Raw genomic sequence first — 22,698 nt, 5'->3', positions numbered from 1 at the left:
GCGTGATGTAACTGTCGAGTGCGTTAAAGCCAAGGCTCCGGGGCGTCGGAGGCGTAATCAAAATTTTCCCAGCTACTTAAAGATATTGTTGATGAACTATACATACAGTACGATGAAAAATGTGTTTTTCGGGTTGTTTGCAGCACTGCTGTTGCTTACCGCCTGTGAGAAAGACGAAGAATTAGTAGGCCCTGACCGGCTTTTCAGGCCGGTGCAGAAAGGGCTGATGGAGTCGCAGGGAAACTGGATAATGGCCTCCTGGCAAAAGGATAAAGAAGCCATTGCCTACAAGGTGGAGCTGAGCCGTGATACCTTTAAAACAATTGCCCTTACGCTGGAGGTTGATACAAACCAGGTCTTGTTGGAGGACCTGGAGTGGGATCAGCTGTACCAGATACAGGTGCAGGCACTGGCCCAGGATCCGGCTAAGAGCTCCGGCATGGCTTTTCTCGGCGAAATGAAAACCGCCAAGTTCCCGACCATCCTCATCTCCCCTACGGCGAACGATGTGACAGATGTCGCCGCCCTGGTGCGTTGGACGAACAGCGGGGAAGCGGCCACTGCCCTTAAAGTGCTAAGAGCGGATGACCAGTCGCTGGTAAAGGAAGTGGAGCTGACAGCGGAGGATCTGGAGAAACAGAGCAAAGTAGTGAACGGACTGGCAGGCGCTACAGAGTATGTTATATATGCATATAGCGGCGAGACAGTGAGAGGATGGGAGAAATATACGACAAAAGCGGCCCAGGAATACCCGGGGAGTAACATCATTGACCTGCGGGGCATTGAAGACAACCCCAGTATACTGCAGGAGACGCTGCAGGGCGATGTGCCGGCCGGGAGTGTCGTCATCCTGCAGAGAGGGCTGACCTATACCATCTCTTCTACCACGTTATTGAAAGGTGCCCTTACCATCGTGAGCGGGCTTGGCTTTGACCCTGTCGCAAAAATCAAGTTCAGCGGCAATTTTGATTTTGAGGCTGGCAGTACGATCGACTCTATCAGGTTCAGTTCTCTCTCCATGAGCGGCGACTTCGGAGGTGGCTACGTGATGAATGTCGACAAGCAAGCCACTGTAGGCAAGGTGATATTCAATGCCTGTGAGATCAAAAGCTTCCGGGGCGTCGTTAGGATCAAGTCCTCCTCTCCGGTGCTTATCTCCGACTTCACCATCAACAACAGTGTGATCGATAGCATCAACGGCTATGGTGTCCTGAACGTGGACAACACAGCGGCCAGAGTGGAGAACGTGAAAATACTGAACAGCACCATCTATAAGGCGCAGCAGGTGTTGGTGAGCAAGTCTGGCTCCAACTCAGTCCTGATCCAGAATGTCACCTTTAACGAAGCCCCCCTGAGCGGCAACTACCTGGTTAACTACAACAGCAACGATGTGGCGGGCAACATCAAAATCCATAATAGCCTGCTAGGCATCGGCTGGGCTAAAATCGGAGAAACAGCTACAGCCGTAAGAGGCGTGAAAGCGGGTGCTGGCACCAGTGTCGATGTGATGGGGACATATAGCACGTCAGACTACACCGCGACTTCAAACGAGCTGCCCAACATCATCTCGTACAGCAGGGAGCACAGCTACCTGTTTAAAGATCCGGCAAACGGGGACTTTACGCTTATGGACAGAACGTTTAGCGGGTACAACAGCGCAGGGGACCCCCGCTGGAGGCCATAGTTTAAATCATGACACGGTGCCGCCTGAACTGCTGCACCGTGTTATTTTACTCCTGATACAACATGCGATCTCCTTCCTAAAGTACAGCCTCCCTGTGATAGGAACAGCGCTGTCTTTTACTTTGATGAGTTGAGCGCGCTGCCCCTGCACCGCTGGATACAGACAGCGATGGCATGCCCGACGCTTGGGAGAAAGCACATCAACTGGACCCGGCCAAGGCCAACGCCAATGGCAAAAGCCTGATCGAAGTATATATAAACAGCCTGGTGAAGGACATTGTGGAGGCGCAGGTAAAATAAAGGTGCTTCCAGAGGAAGAGACTGGGGCTTTACCAAGCACCAGCATAAACAGAAACACGGCCTCGTAGCGTGCGCAGCCCCTGCAAGCGTCTGAGTCAGGAACTAACGGTTCCAGCAGAATTAATATGTAGAAAAAACATAGATATAATGATGCACAAAATGAAAGTATCGCTCTTAAGCCTGGCGCTGGTCCTGCTAAGCGAAGGTAGCCTCTTGGCACAGAACCTGAAAAAGGAGTTTCCAAAATCCTTCACCGTTACCGTCACCAACCCACTGAATCAGCAGCGGGAGGACGTGATGGTGCTGGTGGAGGGAGAGGAAATAAAAAAGCGCATCGCTTCTTTCAACCCAAAGGCGTTTGTGGTGCTGGACGGTAAAAATGAAATCGCCAGCCAGTATAACCTGAGGGACAGCGAAAACAGGGGAATCGTGGTGGTGCTCGACCAGCTCGCCCCTAAAGCCACCCGCAACCTGACCATCCGCTATAACGAAAAGGGCTCCTCTGTCCGCACTTACCCCAGGCGCACACAGGCAGAAGTCTCGCACAAAGTGGGCGGTGAATTTCAGAACCGGAAATACATTGGCGGGCAGTTTGTAAATGTTGATTCGTTGCGGGTGCCCTCCGAGCATACCGACCACTCGAACTATATCCGATACGAAGGGCCCGGCTGGGAATCAGACAAAGTAGGTTACAGGTTTTACCTTGACTGGCGCAACGGCACAGATGTCTTCGGCAAGAAGACGAAAGAGATGGTGTTGCAGCAGGTGGGGCAGGACGGCTTCGACTCTTACCACGAAACACAGCCCTGGGGGATGGATGTGCTGAAGGTAGGCAAAACGCTGGGGGTTGGCACGCTGGCGATGTTCCACGAGGGGAAGGCGAACCGCCTAGCCGAAACAGACAGCATGATCAGCGTGATCGCTGAAAACGGAGCCGTGTACTCCTCCATCAGAACGAACTACTACGGCTGGAAGGTGGCAGGCCATCTACTGGATGTGACTTCCCTTCTGAGCATACCGGCAGGCAGCCGCCTGACGCACCACCAGGTGAAAGTATCGGGAGGCGACCCGCAGAACCTGAGTACGGGTATCATCAAGGATCAACGGGCAAAACTGCATACCAGCCGCGGAACAGAAAACGCCTGGGGATATATAGCCAGCTACGGGAAGCAAAGCCTGAACGGGGAAGGAGACAACCTGGGCATCGCGGTGCTTTTCCGGCCAACGGATTTGCTGGAGATCACGGAGGACGAGCACAGCCATGTGGTGGTGTTGAACCCTTCCGAAAATGAAGTGGAATATTACTTTCTGGCAGCCTGGGAACTGGAGCCGGAGGGAATTAAGACAGAAGAGCAGTTTTTGAAGTACCTGAAGCAAACCGCACAGGAGCTCGCGAACCCGGTACAGGTACAGTTTGGCTCCAAGCCCAAGCTGTAACACACAGTTTTCCACTGTTTAAAACGATTTGGAAAGACACCATGCATAAAAAGAATATCATTACAGGGATTGGCACGGTTTGCCTGGCGCTGCAGCTGGCAGGTATATCCGCCTGCTCACAACAGCCGGGGCGTACAGCTGTTTCCGCCGTGGAGCCGCCTGAAACAACACAGGAACTGGCATTTCCGGGAGCCGAAGGCTTCGGGAAGCATGCCACAGGCGGGCGCGGTGGCGCGGTGGTGGTCGTAACCAACCTGCATGATGAGGGCCCTGGGAGTCTACGAGAAGCTATCCGCAGAAAGGGACCGCGCACGGTGGTGTTTGCCGTGTCAGGCTATATCGATTTAGAGTCGCCGCTGGACATCAACAACGGAGATCTTACCATTGCCGGCCAGTCAGCACCCGGCGACGGAGTAACGCTGCGCTACCACCCCATGCACATCAAGGCGGATAACGTGATCGTGCGGTATATGCGTTTTCGACTAGGTGATGCGAAGAATGTGCAGGCAGACGCAGTAGGGGCAAACAAAGGGAAGAGCGACATCATCGTAGACCATTGCTCCATGAGTTGGGCCACGGATGAGAGCGCTTCTTTTTACCGGAACAAGAACTTTACCCTACAGTGGTGCATCATTTCAGAAAGCCTGAACCAGTCTGTGCACGCCAAAGGAGACCATGGCTATGGTGGCATATGGGGAGGCGAAGGAGCATCCTTTCACCACAACCTCATCGCCAGCCACATGAGCCGCATGCCGCGCTTCAGCGGTTCTAAGACCACAGCAAATTCCGTGGATGAATTAGTAGACTTCCGGAACAACGTGATCTACAACTGGGGCGGGAATAATGTATATGGCGGAGAAAAGGGGCGCTACAACATGGTCAATAACTACTATAAGCCAGGCCCTGCCACACCAAAATCAAAGAAAGACAGACTGCTGGAGCCATATGCGCCTTACGGCCAGTTTTACATAGCAGGAAACGTGATGGAGGGAAACCCGGAGGTGACACAGTATAATGCCCTGGGGGTAAGTATGGAGCATCCTGACTCTGCTCTTGTCGCAGAAGATTTCGAGGTAGACGCTGTGGGAGAGCAGTCAGCTAAAGAGGCGTACGAGTCGGTGCTTCTGCACGCCGGCGCAAGCTATATGCGCGACCAGGTGGATGAGCGCACTGTGCAGGAGGTGCGGAGGAACAATCCGGCAAACGGGAAGAACAGGAACGGGATCATTGACTCGCAGCAGGATGTGGGGGGATGGCCGGCGTTACAGCCTGCATCCGCCCCGGCCGATACAGACCAGGATGGCATGCCGGATACCTGGGAAAGAGGGCACAAGCTCAATCCCGGAAAGCCAGCGGATGCCGCCGCCTATACCTTAGACAAGCAGTACACCAACATCGAGGTATACCTGAACAGCCTGGTGAACAGGAAAGCAAAAATATAAGGCTGATTCCCATGCTGCTTTTCTTCCTGGCCGTTTGTTGCGGCTCAGGCACAGCACCCCCGCTGGTAGTGGCGCAGGATGGCAGCGGTGATTATGCTTCTATATAGGCCGCCGTGGATGCCGTCCGGGCTTTCCCGTTCGAATGCGTCCAAGTTTTCATCAGGGACGGCGTGTGTAGGGGGCAGGATGCAGTGTCTTCCTGGAAAATGAGTTTCACTGTCGGGAACGCTCAGATAGTTGCGTTGCATGTTGAGGCCATCGCTGGGTGTTTAAGGATGGTTGTATCATCGGCCAGCAGGACACGCTAGCTACCACCCTTGGTAGGTGCATTAAGCCTGAAGGCTGGCATAACCGGGATAAACCGGAGACAGAGCATCGGCTTTTTTGCCGGATATCCATTGAAAGGCTTATTAGGGACATCTCCTGCTACCAGGGGCGGTTGGTCGAAGCGGCTAAAGCTTAAGGAAGTTCGAATATGTAAGGCTGAGCAGCTACTATGGGGTGGTAACAGGGGGCAGATAAATGGTGAGTGAGTAGTGAATTAAAATTTTATTGCCTATATTGTGCAATCGATTGCCCAGTATACGGCTATGGAATAAAGGACATAAATGCCTGTACAGCAATGGCAGCGCGAATGATTTAAACAAGACAATCCGGCACGTGACTTAAGGGTGGTGAAGCAGTAGGCGGCATCTTTTAGGTAGAGTTCAGAACAGGTTACATAGGAAAACTCAACTTTCATTAATTCGCACACTATTATGAATCAGTTTATGGATCGAGCATTACTTAGAAGAGGGAGGTATTTGCTAAGCCTCCTGCTTATCGTTCTTTCTGCTGCCGCAGCCCTCGCGCAGAATGTCTCCGTGAGCGGAAAGGTTACGGATGAGAAAGGCGAGGGCCTCCCGGGCGTAACCGTACTAGTCAAAGGCACCTCTAACGGTACGGCCACCGGGGTGGACGGCAACTATACCTTGCCGGTTACCACGCCGAATGCCACGCTCGTGTTTTCCTTTATAGGTTACCAGACACAGGAGGTGGCGATCAATAACCGGGCGACGGTCAATGTGACGATGGCGCCCGACGCAAAAGCCCTGGAGGAGGTGGTGGTGACCGGGTACGGCACGCAGAACAAAGCCGACGTGTCGGTGGCGGTGGGTAGCGTAACCGGGGAGGCCATCGCGGAGCGCGGCACCGTGAACCCCCTGCAGGGGGTGCAGGGGCAGGTCGCTGGCGTGGACATCTCCACCGGCACGGGCCGGGCAGGCTCCAACTTCAACATCCAGATACGCGGGCAAAACTCCCTGGCGAACGCGCAGCCACTCTTCGTGGTGGACGGTGTGATCGTGCCAGACATTAACTTCCTCAACCCGCAGGATATAGCCAAGATGGACGTGCTGAAGGACGCGGCCTCAACCGCTATCTACGGTTCGCGCGGCTCAAACGGCGTTGTGATCGTCACCACCAAGCAGGGCAGCGGTGTGAAAGGCGGCACCACCGTGTCGTACGACGGCTACACCGGTGTCCGCAAGGTGGCCCGCATGCCCGATTTTATGGACGGTGACCAGTGGTGGCAATTCCGGCAGAACGCCTATATCGTGCCGGAGCTCATAGCAGGAAACGATGATTACACAAGCACGATCGCCGGGGCGGACAACCCGGAGGTGGCCAGGCGCATCGCAGAGAAGGACTTCACCAACTGGCGCGACCAGGTGCTTCAGACGGGCACGCAGAACAACCACTGGTTAACGATTTCGGGCCTGAGCGGCGATAACATGCAGTATGTGATCGGGGCCGGGTATCAGAACGAGAAGGGCAACTTTACCAACGACTACTTCGAGCGCTATAACTTTAAAGCCAGTGTGGACCACAAGATCAGCGAAAAATGGTCGGCGGGTGCCAACTTCAACTTCTCGCTTTCTGAGAGCGAGCGCGGCAGCGACCTTGCTGTCATCAACGCTTTCCGGATGGCCCCCATCTTCAAGCCCTACGATGAGAACGGGGAGCTGATCTTCAGGCCGGGCCAGATACCGGTGCCGGGCACGAACAGCGTAACCAGTATGACCAGCTCCGTGAACCCGCTGCTGGATAACGCCAACTCCGAGAACAACACGAGGCGCTACTTCGGCGTGGGCAACCTGTACCTGCAGTTCTCCCCGGTTAGCTGGCTGGACCTGCGTTCCACGTTCTCGCCGCGCGTTACCTTCCAGCGGAACGGCCGCTACTGGGGCTCCCAGACCGAGTCAAGGGGAGGGTCGCAGCCTGCCGCCGAAATGATGAAGCAGGAGTCCTTCTCCTATATCCTCGACAACGTGGTGACCGCCAGGAAAGAGATCGGCGAGCACAGCTTTACCTTCACCGGGTTGCACAGCATGCAGCAGGACCGGGACGAATCCTTGTTCAGCCGTGTTACCAACCTGCCGTTCAACTCGTCTTTCTACAACTTAGAGACCGCCTCTACACGGGAGCGCACCGCCAGCAGTTATTCTGAGTTTTCTATCCTGTCTTTCATGACGAGGTTGAACTACTCTTTCAAAGACAGGTATCTGCTCACGCTGGCTTCCAGGTGGGACGGTTCCTCCAAGCTTTCCCCCGGAAACAAGTGGGCCTCTTTCCCTTCAATTGCCTTGGGCTGGAGAATGTCTGAGGAAGCCTTCATGCGGGATTTAAGCTTCGTGTCTGAGTTGAAAGCCAGGGTAAGTTTGGGCTATTCGGGCAACAACAACAACGTAACCCCTTACGGTACCCAAATGAACCTCAGCAGCCCTTCCTTCTATGATTGGAACGGTGCGCTGGCCCTGGGCTATAGCCCCAACAGGCTGCCTAACGCAAACCTTACCTGGGAGGAAACCCGCGAGTACAATGCCGGCCTGGATTATGGGCTGTGGGGCAACAGGGTTTCCGGTACGATCGATGTCTACAACAAGCTGTCGGAGGGGCTGATACTCGCTCGTGAGGTGCCTATTGAGAATGGCTGGCAGTCTGTGGTCGATAACGTTGCCTCGGTACGGAACAGGGGCGTGGAGCTTTCGCTGCGCACCGTGAACGTCGCCACCAACAACCTCACCTGGAGCACCACCTTCAACTTCTCCAGAAACAAAAACGAGATCGTGGAGCTCATCAACGGCAAGGAGGATATGCCCGGCAACGCGTGGTTTATCGGGCAGCCCATCAACGTGAACTACACCTATGTGTTTGACGGCATCTGGCAGGAGGATGAAGTGGACCGTGCGCAGGTATACAAGCAGCTCCCCGGCCAGGCAAAAGTGAAGGACCTGGATGGCAATGACCTGATCAACAACAACGACCGGGCGATCATCGGCCAGAAAGACCCGAAATGGATCGGCGGCTTCTCCACGCAGCTCAACTTCCTGAACTTCGATTTGTCTGCCGCGCTGTTTGCAAGGCAGGGCCAGCAGGTGTATAGCCCTTTCCACGCTGAGTTCACCAACATGGGCGACCGGGGCAGGTCCAAGCTGGATGTAAACTATTATATGCCGCCCAACAACGTGACGCCCACGCGCGTGTCAAACGAATACCCCATGCCGGGTCGCCCCGGGGACTACTGGTCGCAGGTGGGCTATTATAAGGATGCCTCTTTCGTGAAAGTGCAGAACATATCGTTGGGGTACAGCTTTGCACCAGGGCTGGTAGAGCGGGTAAAGCTGAAGAGCCTCCGCATATATGCCAACGTGCTGAACCCCTTTGTATTCACGGATTACAGTGGTTTTGACCCTGAGACAGCCAACGGGCTTGACCTGACGACGACGCAGGTAACGAACAGCACAAACGGTTCGCTCAACAATTCAGGCGTGAGTTCTATTGTGTATCAGTTTGGTGTAAATGTTAAATTCTAATAGCGCGAGATGAAAAATTTAAATATACTGAGTTTGCTCCTGGTGCTTGTTGTCTTTGCGGGATGTGAAGATTACCTGGAGGAGGAGAACAAGTCGAACATAGAGTCGGATGCCTACTACGCCACCACGGAGGGCTACGAGAAACTGGTGAACGCCTCTTACGCCTCCTTGCGCAGCGTGTACAGCGAGCCGTGGGTGTTTACAGCCGGCACGGATCTGTTTGTGGAGGGCCGCGATGCTCAACCCAAAGGGATCAGCGAGTACCGGGAGCTGACGCCGGAAGAAGCCTCAGTCGAAAACTTCTACCGCAATACGTATGCGGCCATCCAGCTGTGTAACACCGCCCTTTACTTCAACGACAAGACAGCCTCGGCGGCTGCGCTGCCGGAGCGAAAAGGAGAGGTGCAGTTCCTGCGGGCTTACTACTACTTTCTGCTGGTGCAGCAGTTTGGCGGGGTAAGCATTGTGACTGACCGCTTCACCGCACCGGAGGAGCAGTTTACGCGCAACTCGGCAGAGGAGGTTTATACCTTCATCATCAACGAGATGAACGAGGCTCTCGCGGCGGTGCCTGAGACTTCCTCGGATTTCGGGCGGGTAACCAAGCGGGCGGTTCAGCATTACCTGGCAAAAGTGCATCTCACGCGGGGCTACGAGTCGTTTGCCGCCGCGGATGATTTCGAGAAAGCGGCCATGCTGGCTGACGAGGCCATCGCCGGGCAGCCGCTGACCACCTCTTTCGAGGACCTGTTTTTCCCGGGTAACGAGCGAAACCCCGAGATACTGTTCTCCATCCAGTACGACCCCGGTTCCATCGCCAACCCCCAGTCCGGGGGCAATAACCAGAACTACTGGTTCGGGCCCTATATGGGCGGGCAGGGAGCCGCGCAGGGGTATCCGCAGCGCGCCTACAGGTTGGTGCCCACCTTGTACCTGTTCGACGTGTTCAATGAGAACGATGCCCGGTTCGAGGCCACGTTCATGATCGAGTATTACCAGCGCTACTACGACTATTATGACAAGCGCTCAGAAAGAGAGAACCTGAACGTGCGCTACTATTATGCGCCGAAGTGGGCGAACTCTCCCGAAGCCATTGCCGCCTGGCGGGCAGCCAACCCGGCACGGCGCGACAATGCACAGGTGATTCCTTATTCTGAAGCCTGGGAAGCATCCACTAGCACGGTGCTGGATAACGCCACACCGGCCATCAAAAAGTTCGACGACCCGCAATCGGCCTTTGGCAGCTCCACCAGTACCCGCGACATATACCTGGCACGCCTGGGCGAAACGTACCTGATCGCAGCGGAAGCCTATTTTCAGCTGGGTGACGCCGGTACCGCGGCCGAACGGATAAACGAGGTGAGGGTAAGAGCGGCCAAGCCTGGAAAGGAAAACGAAATGAGGATCACGGCCGCAGATGTGGACATCGACTTTATCCTGGACGAGAGAGCCAGGGAGTTGGCCGGCGAATACAAGCGTTGGTTCGACCTCAAGCGCACCGGCACGCTCATGGAAAGAACCAGGCTATATAACCGGGACATCAGGAACTGGTATAGCCGGGGCATAGACCCCTTTGAAGGGACAAGCGGATTCAAGATACTACGACCGATTCCTTCGCGGGCCCTGCTGTTGAATGAAGGGGAGTTTGACCAGAACCCTGGCTACTAAGGTTGCTTGCGGGGTAGCATTTGAATAGAATGCTTCCCCGCCTCGCCGGGTACACCACAGGCGCAGCTCTGACTGGCTTCAACCGCGGGAGAGTTTACGCAGAACAAAGGATAAAAAGGTGGATGCCTGAAAGGGAACAGAATGTTCCCTTTCAGGCCTGTTCCTAACTAAATTAAAGAGAGCATCAACACGCTAAACCTATATCATGACCATTACGAAATACGTCCTGCCGCTATGCATTGCCTTGCTTGCTGCCTGCACCTCCGGGAGTTCCACGACAGCGGAAACTGCGGAAGCTCAAGCTCGGATTGCACAAAAACCATATTCTGTCTGGATGGCAGACTCAGATATCAAACGGAATCCGGAGGGGTGGATGATCGATTTCAAGGAAGAGCCGAAGTGGGACTATACGCAGGGACTGTTTGCGAGCGCCATTGAGCGGGTGTGGGAGAAAACCGGGGATGAAAAGTACCTGAATTACATCCAGGCCTTCGCCGACACGATGATCAGCGAGGACGGCACGATCATGACCTACAAGCAAACAGATTATAACATCGACCGCGTGAACCCGGGCAAGTTCCTGATAGAGCTGTACAAGGAAACGGGCGACAACAAGTATAAGCTGGCAGTGGAGAACCTCCGCGACCAGATGCGCACGCACCCGCGCACCTCCGAGGGCGGCTTCTGGCACAAGAAGATTTACCCGCACCAGATGTGGCTCGACGGGCTATATATGGCTTCCCCTTTTCTGGCGCAGTATGCCGCGGAGTTTGACGAACCCGCCTTGTTTGACGAGGTAGCGAAGCAAATCACGCTGGTAGACAAATATACCTGGGACGCTGAAAAAGGCCTCTGGCGCCACGGCTGGGACGAGAGCCGGGAACAGAAATGGGCCGACCCGGAAACGGGGCAGGCGCCGAACGTGTGGGGCCGCGCCATGGGCTGGTACGCGATGGCGCTGGTAGACGTGCTGGACTACCTGCCCCAGGATCACCCGAAGCGGGAAGAGGTATTGCAGATTACGCGGAAAATGGCAAAGGCCATCGCGCAGTACCAGGACGGGAAAACAGGGCTGTGGTGGCAGGTGGTCGACCAGGGCGGGCGCGAAGGCAATTACTTAGAGGCTTCTGCATCAAGTATGTTCACTTATTTCCTGGTGAAAGCTGCCAGGGAAGGCCATATAGACGCAAAGTATATGGAAACGGCGCAGAAAGGATACGACGGTATTGTGAAGAACCTCATCCGGAAACACGACGACGGAACCATCAGCATCACGCAGGTGTGTGCGGTGGCAGGCCTGGGCGGTGATCCTTACCGGGACGGTACCTATGAATACTACATCAACGAAGAGCGCCGGGACAACGACCCGAAAGCGGTAGCGCCCTTTATTATGGCCTCGCTGGAGTTTGAGGAACTGAACAAAACGGCATCAAACTAAGAAACCTATACGATGACAATAAAGAAACACGCTGCTGTGCTTGCCTTCCTGCTCTGCCTGGTGCTAACGCATGTGCGGGCGCAAACCCATGATTTTGTAGTGGCCAAAGACGGAAGCGGCGACTTTAAAACGGTACAGGAGGCGATCAACGCCGTGCCTGATTTCAGGAAGAACCCTACGACGATTTATATCAAAAACGGGGTGTACAAAGAGAAGCTGACGCTGCCCGCTTCTAAAACCGCCGTGAAGTTTGTGGGCGAGGATGTCCGGAAGACCATCCTGACCAACGACGACTACGCCTCTAAAAAGAACAGGTTCGGTGAGGAGATGGGCACCACCGGCTCCACCGGTTTTTATGTTTTCGGGGATGAGTTCGCTGCCGAGAACATCACCTTCGAGAACTCCGCCGGGCCGGTAGGGCAGGCCGTGGCCGTGCGCGTGGACGGCGACAAGGTGATGTTCACGAACTGCAGGTTCCTCGGCAACCAGGACACGCTGTACCCACACGGCGAAAAGAGCAGGCAGTACTATAAAAACTGCTATATAGAGGGCACCACTGATTTTATCTTTGGCTGGTCCACCGCCGTGTTCGAGAACTGCGAGATCTACTGCAAAGAGGGCGGGAATTATATCACGGCTGCTTCTACGCTGGAGGAAACGCCCTATGGCTTTGTGTTCCTGAACTGCCGGATCACAGGCAATGCACCGGCCAACTCTTACTACCTGGGCAGGCCCTGGAGGCCTTATGCCAAAACTGTTTTCATCAACACATATATGGGGAAGCAGATCAAGCCGGAAGGCTGGCACAACTGGAGCAAACCGGACGCTGAAAAGACTTCTTTCTACGCAGAGTACAACTCCACAGGTCCGGGAGCCAACCCTGCCAAACGGGTGAAGTGGGCGCATCAGCTCACGAAAGAGGCGGCCCAGGAGTATACCTTAGCCAACATTTTTAAAGGCTGGGAACCAGGTAAGCCACAGACCTCGGCCAGTAAATAGCACCGATCCTGCTTCCAATGCTGGAGCCATGATCATCGGAATGAATGAACACCGCACAGATACTTTTTATCATGACGCACCACCGCCTGTTTCTATATGCCTGTTTATCGCTCTCCTGTTGGAACTACTCCTGCTCGTCGGGCTTGACGCAAAGCAAAACCGCAGGTAATACGTCAGTAGCTTCCCCCACACAGGCTGCCGCAGCGGTTTCACAAGTATGGGTGGCAGATCAGGGCGACGGGACGTATCAAAACCCTGTTATACACGCCGATTACTCCGACCCGGATGTGTGCCGCGTAGGGGACGACTACTATATGACCTCGTCCAGCTTCAACGCCGCTCCAGGCTTGCAGATTCTGCACTCCAGGGATATGGTGAACTGGAGGATCATCGGCTATGCCCTGAACCGCAACACGCCCGTCGATCATTTTGCGAAGCCGCAGCATGGCAACGGTGTCTGGGCACCCGCCATCCGGCACCATAACGGGGAGTTCTACATTTATTGGGGCGACCCGGACTACGGGATCTATATGGTGAAGACCAAGGACCCGGCTGGCCGGTGGGAAGAACCCGTGCTGGTGCAGGCAGGAAAGGGGCTGATCGACTCGTGCCCGCTGTGGGATGAGGATGGCAAGGCTTACCTCGTGCATGCCTACGCCGGCAGCCGCGCAGGCATCAAGAGCATACTGGTGGTGAACAGCATGAGCCCCGACGGCACGAAGCTGCTGGACGAGGGCGTGATGGTATTTGACGGGCACGAGAACCACCCGACAGTGGAAGGCCCCAAGTTCTACAAACACAACGGCTATTACTACATTTTTGCCCCGGCCGGCGGGGTATCCACCGGATGGCAACTGGTGCTGCGCTCTAAAAACGTATATGGACCCTATGACGAGAAGATCGTGCTGGATCAGGGAGGCACCAGCATCAACGGCCCGCACCAAGGGGCCTGGGTGGACACACCCACAGGGGAGGATTGGTTCTTCCACTTCCAGGACATAGAGGCGTACGGCCGGGTGGTGCACCTGCAGCCGATGAAATGGGTGAACGACTGGCCGGTGATCGGCGTGGACAAAGACGGCGACGGCACAGGGGAACCGGTGCTGACTTACAAAAAGCCGAACGTAGGCAAGACTTACCCGGTCACCACACCTGCCGAATCAGACGAATTTGACGGGAACAGGCTTGGCTTGCAGTGGCAGTGGCATGCGAACCCGAAGGCTACCTGGGCTTTCGCCACAGGAGGCAAAGGCGCCCTGCGGCTGTTCACAGACCAGCTCCCGGAAAACTACAGGAACTTCTGGGACGTGCCGAACCTGCTGCTGCAGAAGTTCCCCGCCGAGGCCTTCACGGCGACGACAAAACTCAAGTTCACCCCGAATCCAAAGCTGCAGAACGAGCGGACGGGCCTGATCGTGATGGGCGAAGACTACGCTTACCTTTCACTTGTCAGCAAGGAAGACGGCCTTTACCTGGCCTACACCACTGTGGACGATGCACACAAAGGCACCCCCGGAAAAGAGGAGTTGCTGGGCAAGCTGAAGGGAAGCGAGGTATACCTGCGGGTAAGCGTGGACCAAGGCGCCAAATGCCAGTTTAGCTACAGCGAGAATGGGAGTGATTTCAAAAAAGCAGGCAGCGCCTTCACCGCTGTACCGGGGCGCTGGATCGGGGCCAAGGTCGGCATCTTCGCCACCCGGGAAGAAAAGACAAACGATTCCGGCTATGCCGATTATGACTGGTTCAGGATCACGCCAAACACAACATCCACTTTTCAAAGCAAGAAATAAATACCATAGCATATGAATACCAGAAAGATAGCCGTAAACCGATTGCTACTGCTGATCGGGTTAACCGGCGCCCTCCAGTTCTCCTGCCAGCGCCAGCCTGTTGCACAGGCGACTACGGCACCGACTGCCACAGCCACAGCAGGCCCGGCAACAACTACAGCAAGCGCTACCTCAGATATGACTTCTATATACGAGGGCATTGAATTTGACATGCCGCGGGTGCAGGAGCCAACCATTCCCAACTACAGTGTCAGCATCGTAGACTTCGGCGCGGTGGGGGATGGCCTCACAAAGAATACACAGGCTTTTGAAAAAGCCATTGCGGCAGCAGCGGCCAAGGGCGGCGGCAAAGTGATCATTCCGCGGGGAATGTGGCTGACAGGGCCAATTGTATTAAAGAGCAACATCAACCTGCATACCGAGAAAGGTGCCATGGTTATCTTCAGTGAGAACTTTGATGACTACCCACTCGTGCAAACCAGCTTCGAAGGGCTGGAGACATACCGGGCGCAGTCTCCGATCTCGGGCAGGAACCTGGAGAATATTGCGATCACAGGCCCGGGTACCTTCGATGGTTCCGGTGATGCCTGGCGGCCTGTGAAGAAAAGTAAGCTGACCGATGCGCAATGGAAGATCCTGGTGAAATCAGGAGGTGTGCTGAGCGACGACGGCAAGATGTGGTACCCATCCGAGAATGCGAAGCAGGGCGACACACCGGGCAGTAACTTCAACGTGCCTACGCACCTCAAGACAAAGGAGCAGTATGAGTCTGTGAAGGACTTTCTGCGCCCCGTGATGGTGAGCCTGATCGAGTGCAACAAAGTGCTGCTGGACGGGCCTACTTTCCAGAACTCCCCGGCCTGGAACCTGCACCCGCTCATGAGCCAGAACGTGATCCTGCGTAACCTGAACGTACGAAACCCCTGGTATTCACAAAATGGTGACGGCCTGGATCTGGAGTCCTGTAAAAACGCCCTTATATATAACAATACTTTCGATGTGGGGGATGATGCGATCTGTATCAAATCCGGGAAGGATGTAGACGGCCGCAAGAGAGGCATGCCGACCGAGAACGTGATCGTGAAAAACAACACCGTGTACCACGGCCACGGCGGCTTTGTGGTAGGGAGCGAGATGTCTGGTGGCGTAAAGAACATCCACGTTTCGAACTGTATTTTTATGGGTACGGATATCGGCCTTCGCTTTAAAAGCACGCGCGGCAGGGGCGGTGTGGTAGAGAACATCTACATCTCCAACATTGATATGATCGATATACCGACACAGGCTATCAGCTTTAACCTGTTCTACGGCGGCAACTCTCCTGTGCTGGAAGAAGACCAGCGGGCGGGCGACGAGGCAAGAGACGAGAAGCCCGTGCCTGTAACAGATGAAACGCCTTCTTTCAAAGATATTTACATGAAGAACATCCGGGTGGCTGGTGCCGGACAGGCGCTGGTGCTGCAGGGCCTGCCCGAGATGAACCTGAAAAACGTGGTGCTGCAGGATGCGGTGTTGAAGGCCAAGCAGGGCATAACGGCGGTCGATGCGGATGGCATCAAGCTGATAAACGTGAAAGTCATTACAGAAAAAGGCCCGGCCCTGACCATTTACAACAGCCAGAACGTCGAGGTATCGGGCTTGTCTTTTGATGAGACGCAGGGGCCGGTCGTAAAGGTGCTGGGCCCGCTCACTAAGAATGTGAAGCTGGAGCGCAAAGACTTTAAGAACGCTTCGCAGCAAGTGTCCAAAGGTAAAGAACTGAGCAACACGGCGCTCACCATGGAGCAATAAGACGGAAAGTAGCATACCCGGGTGTGCTGCTTTCTTTTTGTTAAATAACAGCGGCGGCAGCGCCGTTTCGGAGGTAAAGTATAGGCGTATATGAGCAGGTATGGGAGCACTATGAGGAGGTATATGGCAGCTGGCCTGGAACAACGGGCTTTCTGTTTCAAAGCATCTGATTATTTCAAGTCTTCCCTGCACGCACTGGTGCAGGCAGGTATGGCGGCAGCGTTTTACCTGGTGTGCTGCATCTCCGCCACAGGTTGTGCCGGGCCAGGACAAACAGCCACTACTGGTAGCGCAGTCGCTGTGCCGCAAGCCGCTAACACCGCCACTGCTGCTGAACCTGTCAGGTGGGGCCGGGCGCTGCTACAGCAAGAGCAGGACTGGTATTCAAGCGCGGAGGCTATCCGCATCGCCGACAATCTCCTGTTGTATCAGCGGGCTAATGGCGGCTGGCATAAGAACACGGATATGGCCACAGTCCTGAGCGATGAAAAGAAAGAGGCGCTTGCATCAGCGGCAGAGAAGCGAGGTGCATCCACCATCGATAACAGTGCCACTTTCACGCAGATGGAATACCTCGCCAGGGTTTACCAGGGCACCGGGCAGGAAAAATACAAAGAAAGCTTTTTACGGGGGATGGACTATCTTTTAGAGGCGCAGTACGCCAATGGGGGCTGGCCGCAATTCTACCCTGTCCGGAAAGGTTACTATGAGCACATCACCTTTAACGATGGCGCCATGATCGGTGTCATGCGGTTGCTGCGCGATGTGGCCCACCAGAAGAACCCTTACACTTTCGTGGACGATGCGCGCAGGAGCCGGGCGGCAGAGGCCATAGAAAAAGGGCTGGACGTTATTTTACAGGCGCAGATAAAAGCAGGCGGCAGGTTAACCGCCTGGTGTGCCCAGCACGACCGGGTGGACCTGACTCCCCAGAAAGCCCGTGCCTATGAGTTGCCCTCCATCAGCGGTGGGGAAAGCGCAGCCATTGTCAAGTACCTGATGGAAATTGAGAACCCCGGTCCGGAGATAATACGCGCCGTGGAGAGCGCAGTCTCCTGGTTTGAACGTGTCAAGATCATGGGTATCCGGCTTGAGCGGGTGAAGGAGCCCGTCCTGCACAAAGGTTATGATGTGGTGGTGGTAGAAGATCCCGCTGCTCCACCCTTGTGGGCACGTTTTTACGAGATAGGGACCAACCGCCCTATGTTTGTGGGGCGTGATGGAATTGTGCGGGAAGCGCTTTCCGGGATAGAGCAGGAGCGAAGGGCAGGCTATAGTTGGTATGTAAATTCCCCGCAAGAGCTGTTGGAAAAAGACTTTCCCGCCTGGAAACAGAAATGGGTGGCCACAAAGTGATAGACTGCTGGAGGCGCTGTCGCTTTCGGTATTATTCTGTCAACCTGGCCTGCGTGCCGCCGCAGCGGGTGTTTTATATATCGTTTGAGCCGCTGCAGGACCGGTTCCTGTCGCTGTCCGCTTGCGCTGAATAAAGAGAATGTTTTGTTTGAAACTAATAATGCCTTAGCTATGAAAAACGCCATGCGTTGGGGACTGCTCGTCCTCCTGGTACTGCCCCTGTTAAGCTATATCCAGCAGGAAAAACCAACCATCTTTTTGATCGGGGATTCTACTTTAGCCGACAAGCCATATGGCAAGGGCAACCCTGAGAAGGGGTGGGGGCAGGTGTTTCCGCTGTACCTGCAGGAAGGCGTAAAGGTGGAGAACCACGCGGTAAACGGGCGGAGCACCAAGAGCTTCCGGGACGAAGGCCGCTGGGATAAAGTGCTTCAAAAGCTAAAGAAGGGCGATTATGTTTTCATTGAATTTGGCCACAACGACGAGAAGAGCGAAGACCCCAAGCGTTACGCAGCCCCGGAAACGGACTACCGCAAAAACCTGGAGCGCTACGTGGCAGAGACACGCGCAAAAGGGGCCATACCAGTGCTGGCCACTCCCATTGTGAGAAGAAAGTTTGAGGGCGGCGAACTGGTGGATACACACGGCAAGTACCCCGACGTGGTGAGAGAAGTGGCCGCAAAACGCAAGGTGCCTTTACTGGATCTGGAGAGGAAAACGAAAGAGCTTGTTTCCCGCTATGGCGAAGAGCGTTCGAAGGCACTCTTTCTGCACATCGCCCCTTCTGAATACGAATCCCTGCCTGAGGGCAGAGAGGATAACACCCACTTGTCGGCATACGGTGCTTTCCGGGTGAGCGACCTGGTGGTAGAGGAGATGCGGGAGGCCCTTCCTGAAGTGGCAAAACTGCTGAAAGAGTAAGCGGTTGAAGAGGATTTCAGGAGGCGCTTTTAAGAAGTACCCTATATAGAGCTGCCATATATGGCACAAAGAAAATCATGCAAGCTTCACATAAACTTTCTCCTATGAAGAAGTATATAGCAGTGGTACTCCTGCTGGCAAGTATTGCCTTTGCTGCTTTCGCACCGCTGAAGAAGCAGCCGGTGAAGGTATACCTGATCGGCGACTCCACAGTGGCCGACTATACCGGAGACTATGACGAAAAAGACTACATGACAGAGCGGTACCCGGTAGCAGGATGGGGGCAGGTGTTCCAGCCTTTTTTGCATTCAGATAGCCTGCACAAGATCAGAAACATCTTTAAAGGAGACAGCGCCGTGGTGGTGAACAAGGCAAGAGGCGGGCGCAGCACCCGCACTTTCTTTGAAGAAGGGCGCTGGGCGGAAGTACACGAGGCGCTACAGAAGGGTGATGTGGTCATGATGCAGTTTGGTCACAACGACGCCGCCGAAAACAAACCGGAGCGCTATACCAGTATTCAGGGATATAAGGAGTACCTGCGGCTATATATAAAACAGACGCGGGAGAAAGGGGCACTGCCGATCCTTCTGACACCCGTTAACCGCAATTACCCCTGGAAAGACGGGAAACTAAGCAATGTGCATGGTGACTATCCGCAGGCAGTGAAGGAGGTAGCAGCAGAACTCAAGGTACCTCTTATTGACCTGACACAGCACTCCATCGACTATTTTACCTCCAGGGGCGAAGCATACGTGTCTTCTCATTATTTCATGAACCTGCCTGCCGGGAAATACAAAGCGTATCCTGAAGGACAGAAAGACAATACCCATTTCCAACCGGAAGGCGCAAGGGCCGTGGCGCAACTGGTGTTTGATGGGCTGAAGGCATTGGCTTTGCCGGCATCTTCAGCTGGAGAAAAAGGGCGCATCCGATAAAGATTTTAAAACCCGGCTCCTGACCGAGTGGGCCAACGCAAACCAAGCATATATACCAGTGGATAAATTTCAAAGCTACCTGCCCTACTGCCTGAAAAAGATCAGTCTCTTTCTCCTGTTGTTTGTCTCTGTGGCGGCCTCGGCCCAACAGGTATCCTCCGATGTAGGTAACTTCTACCCGCTGCTGGATGCCTATGCCGGGCAGCACGAGGCCCGCTTGTCGTACCTGGCAGATGAAGGCTGGAAGAACACGGAGAAGTGGAGAAAAACGGCCAAAGCACAGCTACACGAGCTGCTCGCCTTTAACCCGCAGCCAGCCCCGCTGAATTCGGAAGTACTCAGCACCACCAGGAGAGCCGGCTATACGCAGTACCTGGTGCGGTATAACCTGAACGCACTACAGAAAACAGAAGCTTTCCTGCTCGTTCCGGATAACCTGAAGAAACCCGCGCCTGCCGTTATTGCCCTGCACGACCATGGCGGCTTTTACTTTTTCGGCAAGGAGAAGCACACGCTGACAGACAACCAGCCGCCCATTCTGGTTGATTATGTCCAGAACCTATATGAGGGGCGGTACTATGCCGATGAGCTTGCCAAAAGAGGCTTTGTGGTGCTTTGCCCGGATGTCCTCTATTTCGGTTCTCAGAAGCTAGACCCGGCGCTGCTCTTAGATTCAAATGGATATGAAGAGAAAGCGCAGGATGCCAGCGAAAGTGAGCGCATCCAGCTATATAACAGGCAGGTGGCAGGGCCAAACGAGACAGCCATGAACAAGACCATCCTCACTGCCGGTACCACCTGGCTGGGCATCATCGCTCAGAACGACAGGGTGGCGGTCGACTATCTTCTTTCCAGGCCAGAGGTAGACCCGGACCGTATTGGCTGCATCGGGCTATCCCTGGGGGGCTTGCGTAGCACCTACTTGTTTGGCCTCGACCCGAGAATTAAAACAGGCGTGGTGGCGGCCTTCTCCACCACGTATGAACACATGCTGCGGCAGTACGCCCACCATACCTGGATGATGTATGTGCCGCGGCAGGCCCAGTTTCTGGACCTGCCGGATGTGGCCTCTCTGAATGCGCCGCGTCCCTTGCTGGTGATGAACTGCAGGCAGGACAAGCTTTTTAGCATCGCAGGCATGCAGGCGGCAGAGCAAAAGCTGTCTGCCGTCTACACCAAAATGAAAGCCCCGGAAAAGTTCAGGGCGGTTTATTATGATGTGCCGCATTCTATGACAATACAGATGCAGGAGGATGCTTTTTCCTGGCTCGAAAAATGGCTGAAGTAAAGCCACGCTGCCGCGCAATAGAACTTTATCGAAGGGTGGCTCGCACCTGCTCATGATGCGGTACTCTTACTGACCTGCAGCTTCGCAAATGAGAGGCACCGCTGCTGGCTGAAACCGAAATCACAGACATATAGGCAAGAAAAACTTACGTTCACACCATGCGCCACAACCGCTTTTATTATCTTTTCTTAACATGTGCCTGTTTTGTTGCCCTACTGGCATGCAGCCGGGGCGGTAAGGTGGCAGAGCAGCCCGTAGCCCAAGCTGATGCCTGGGAAAACATAGACGGAATCCTGCAGCAGATAAATCCGCCGTCCTTTCCCGACAAAGACTTTCCGGTGACAGACTATGGAGCAGCAGGGGATGGCACCGCCGATAGTTCAGATGCGATCCGGAAAGCCATTGAGGCCTGCAGCAGAGCGGGTGGGGGACGTGTGGTGGTGCCAGCCGGCAAGTACCTGTCCGGGCCCATTTACCTGGAGAGCAACGTGAACCTGCACCTGCAGAAAGGCGCAACCATCCTGTTTTCCACGAACCCCGCTGATTACCTGCCTGTGGTGTTTACCCGCTGGGAGGGGGTGGAGGTGATGAATTATTCTCCCCTGGTTTACGCCTTCGAGGAAAAGAACATCGCCGTCACTGGCGAGGGCACGTTAGACGGGCAGGCCAATACGACTAACTGGTGGCCCTGGAAAGGGCAGGAGAAGTATGGCTGGCAGCCGGGCACTCCTAACCAGACCGACGATGACAAACGAGCGGCCCTGTTTGCGATGGCAGAAAACAATGTGCCGGTGAGCGAGCGCGTGTTCGGCGATGGATTTTACCTGCGGCCACAGTTCGTGCAGCCTTACCGGTGTGAGAATGTGTTGATAGAGGGCGTTACGATCATCAACTCACCTATGTGGATACTCAACCCGGTGCTTTGCACGAATGTAACCATACAGAAGGTAACCGTTGAGAGCCAGGGGCCGAATTCTGATGGCTGTGATCCTGAGTCCTGCAAAAACGTGCTTATTAAAGACTGCTATTTTAACACGGGAGACGATTGCATTGCCATCAAATCAGGTAGGAACGCAGATGGCCGCAGGATTAATGTGCCCAGTGAAAACATTGTGATACAAGGTTGTACCATGGCAAACGGCCATGGCGGCGTGGTGATCGGAAGTGAGATATCAGGAGGTGTCAGGAACGTGTTTGCGGAGGACTGCACCATGAACAGCCCGTTGCTGGACAGAGCCCTGCGAATCAAGACAAGCTCTATGCGTGGCGGAGTGGTAGAAAACGTTTACCTGCGCAACATACAGGTGGGGCAGGTGGCGGAGCAGGTGATCAGGGTAAACATGTTCTATGAGGATGAAGGCCCCTATATGCCTACTGTCCGGAACATTGAAGTAAAGGACATGACGGTGGAAAACGGCGGTGAAACAGGCGTTTTGCTGGAGGGTTACGAGGAGTCGCCTGTGCAGAACCTGCGCCTGATTAACGTGAAGATCAAGAATGTGAAGGTGCCCTACGAGTTCTCGAATGTAAATCAAATTGAGTTTGAGAACGTCACCATCAACGGAAAGCAGGTAATGCTTCCGGACAGCATTTCACCGGAAAGCTAAAAATGGGCCTGCGGCTTAGCTGGTACAAAGTATATATAAGGGAGACCGTTGCTGTTTTTTTTAAAAGCGTAATCAAAGAGCCTGAGAGAATCTTATATCACAGGAGCCGGGGCTACAGCAGCAGAGTAAATGCTCGAAATCCTTTCATATATACCGAAGCCGGAACGACACAGGATGCTGTTCCGGCTT

Annotated in this window: 15 protein-coding genes; all 15 read left to right on the top strand. The window is 54.6% G+C overall.

Annotated elements, in window-relative coordinates:
• The first annotated feature begins 91 nt into the window (after positions 1–91).
• The 15 genes from ABD920_RS21995 (at position 92) to ABD920_RS21925 (ending at position 22,509) form a co-directional block, all read left to right on the top strand.
• Complete coding sequence (locus ABD920_RS21995; RefSeq protein WP_345162351.1) at positions 92–1,684, top strand: DUF5123 domain-containing protein; 1,593 nt, start codon at positions 92–94, stop codon at positions 1,682–1,684.
• 173 nt (positions 1,685–1,857) lie between these two features.
• Positions 1,858–1,983 carry a hypothetical protein gene (locus ABD920_RS21990; RefSeq protein ID WP_345162349.1) on the top strand — a complete coding sequence of 42 codons (126 nt, stop codon included), beginning with the start codon at positions 1,858–1,860 and terminating at the stop codon, positions 1,981–1,983.
• 147 nt (positions 1,984–2,130) lie between these two features.
• Positions 2,131–3,420, top strand: a complete 1,290-nt coding sequence (locus tag ABD920_RS21985; RefSeq protein WP_345162347.1) for a DUF4861 domain-containing protein — start codon at positions 2,131–2,133, stop codon at positions 3,418–3,420.
• A 41-nt stretch (positions 3,421–3,461) separates the two neighbouring features.
• Entirely contained in the window at positions 3,462–4,862 is a 1,401-nt protein-coding gene (locus ABD920_RS21980; protein ID WP_345162345.1) for a pectate lyase family protein, read from the top strand.
• A gap of 770 nt (positions 4,863–5,632) precedes the next feature.
• On the top strand, positions 5,633–8,716 hold the full coding sequence (locus ABD920_RS21975; protein ID WP_345162343.1) for a SusC/RagA family TonB-linked outer membrane protein: 3,084 nt from the start codon (positions 5,633–5,635) through the stop codon (positions 8,714–8,716).
• A 9-nt stretch (positions 8,717–8,725) separates the two neighbouring features.
• Positions 8,726–10,384: a RagB/SusD family nutrient uptake outer membrane protein gene (locus ABD920_RS21970; protein ID WP_345162341.1), complete on the top strand. Its 1,659-nt coding sequence runs from the start codon at positions 8,726–8,728 to the stop codon at positions 10,382–10,384.
• Positions 10,385–10,589: 205 nt separating this feature from the next.
• On the top strand, positions 10,590–11,822 hold the full coding sequence (locus ABD920_RS21965) for a glycoside hydrolase family 88/105 protein (RefSeq protein ID WP_425568671.1): 1,233 nt from the start codon (positions 10,590–10,592) through the stop codon (positions 11,820–11,822).
• A gap of 12 nt (positions 11,823–11,834) precedes the next feature.
• Positions 11,835–12,821 (top strand): pectinesterase family protein, encoded by a 987-nt coding sequence (locus ABD920_RS21960; RefSeq protein ID WP_345162337.1) that lies wholly within the window; start codon positions 11,835–11,837, stop codon positions 12,819–12,821.
• A gap of 44 nt (positions 12,822–12,865) precedes the next feature.
• Positions 12,866–14,611, top strand: a complete 1,746-nt coding sequence (locus ABD920_RS21955; RefSeq protein WP_345162335.1) for a glycoside hydrolase family 43 protein — start codon at positions 12,866–12,868, stop codon at positions 14,609–14,611.
• Positions 14,612–14,623: 12 nt separating this feature from the next.
• Positions 14,624–16,402, top strand: a complete 1,779-nt coding sequence (locus ABD920_RS21950; RefSeq protein ID WP_345162333.1) for a glycoside hydrolase family 28 protein — start codon at positions 14,624–14,626, stop codon at positions 16,400–16,402.
• 123 nt (positions 16,403–16,525) lie between these two features.
• Positions 16,526–17,758, top strand: a complete 1,233-nt coding sequence (gene pelA, locus ABD920_RS21945; protein ID WP_345162330.1) for a pectate lyase — start codon at positions 16,526–16,528, stop codon at positions 17,756–17,758.
• A 171-nt stretch (positions 17,759–17,929) separates the two neighbouring features.
• Entirely contained in the window at positions 17,930–18,679 is a 750-nt protein-coding gene (locus ABD920_RS21940) for a rhamnogalacturonan acetylesterase (protein WP_345162328.1), read from the top strand.
• A 104-nt stretch (positions 18,680–18,783) separates the two neighbouring features.
• Positions 18,784–19,614: a rhamnogalacturonan acetylesterase gene (locus ABD920_RS21935; protein WP_345162326.1), complete on the top strand. Its 831-nt coding sequence runs from the start codon at positions 18,784–18,786 to the stop codon at positions 19,612–19,614.
• 58 nt (positions 19,615–19,672) lie between these two features.
• Positions 19,673–20,902 (top strand): dienelactone hydrolase family protein, encoded by a 1,230-nt coding sequence (locus ABD920_RS21930; protein WP_345162324.1) that lies wholly within the window; start codon positions 19,673–19,675, stop codon positions 20,900–20,902.
• A gap of 239 nt (positions 20,903–21,141) precedes the next feature.
• Positions 21,142–22,509, top strand: a complete 1,368-nt coding sequence (locus ABD920_RS21925) for a glycoside hydrolase family 28 protein (RefSeq protein ID WP_345162322.1) — start codon at positions 21,142–21,144, stop codon at positions 22,507–22,509.
• The last annotated feature ends 189 nt before the right edge of the window (positions 22,510–22,698 follow it).

The organism is Pontibacter saemangeumensis (assembly GCF_039541895.1).
Classification (GTDB): Bacteria; Bacteroidota; Bacteroidia; order Cytophagales; family Hymenobacteraceae; genus Pontibacter; species Pontibacter saemangeumensis.
This window is presented reverse-complemented; position numbering and strand designations above follow the sequence as displayed.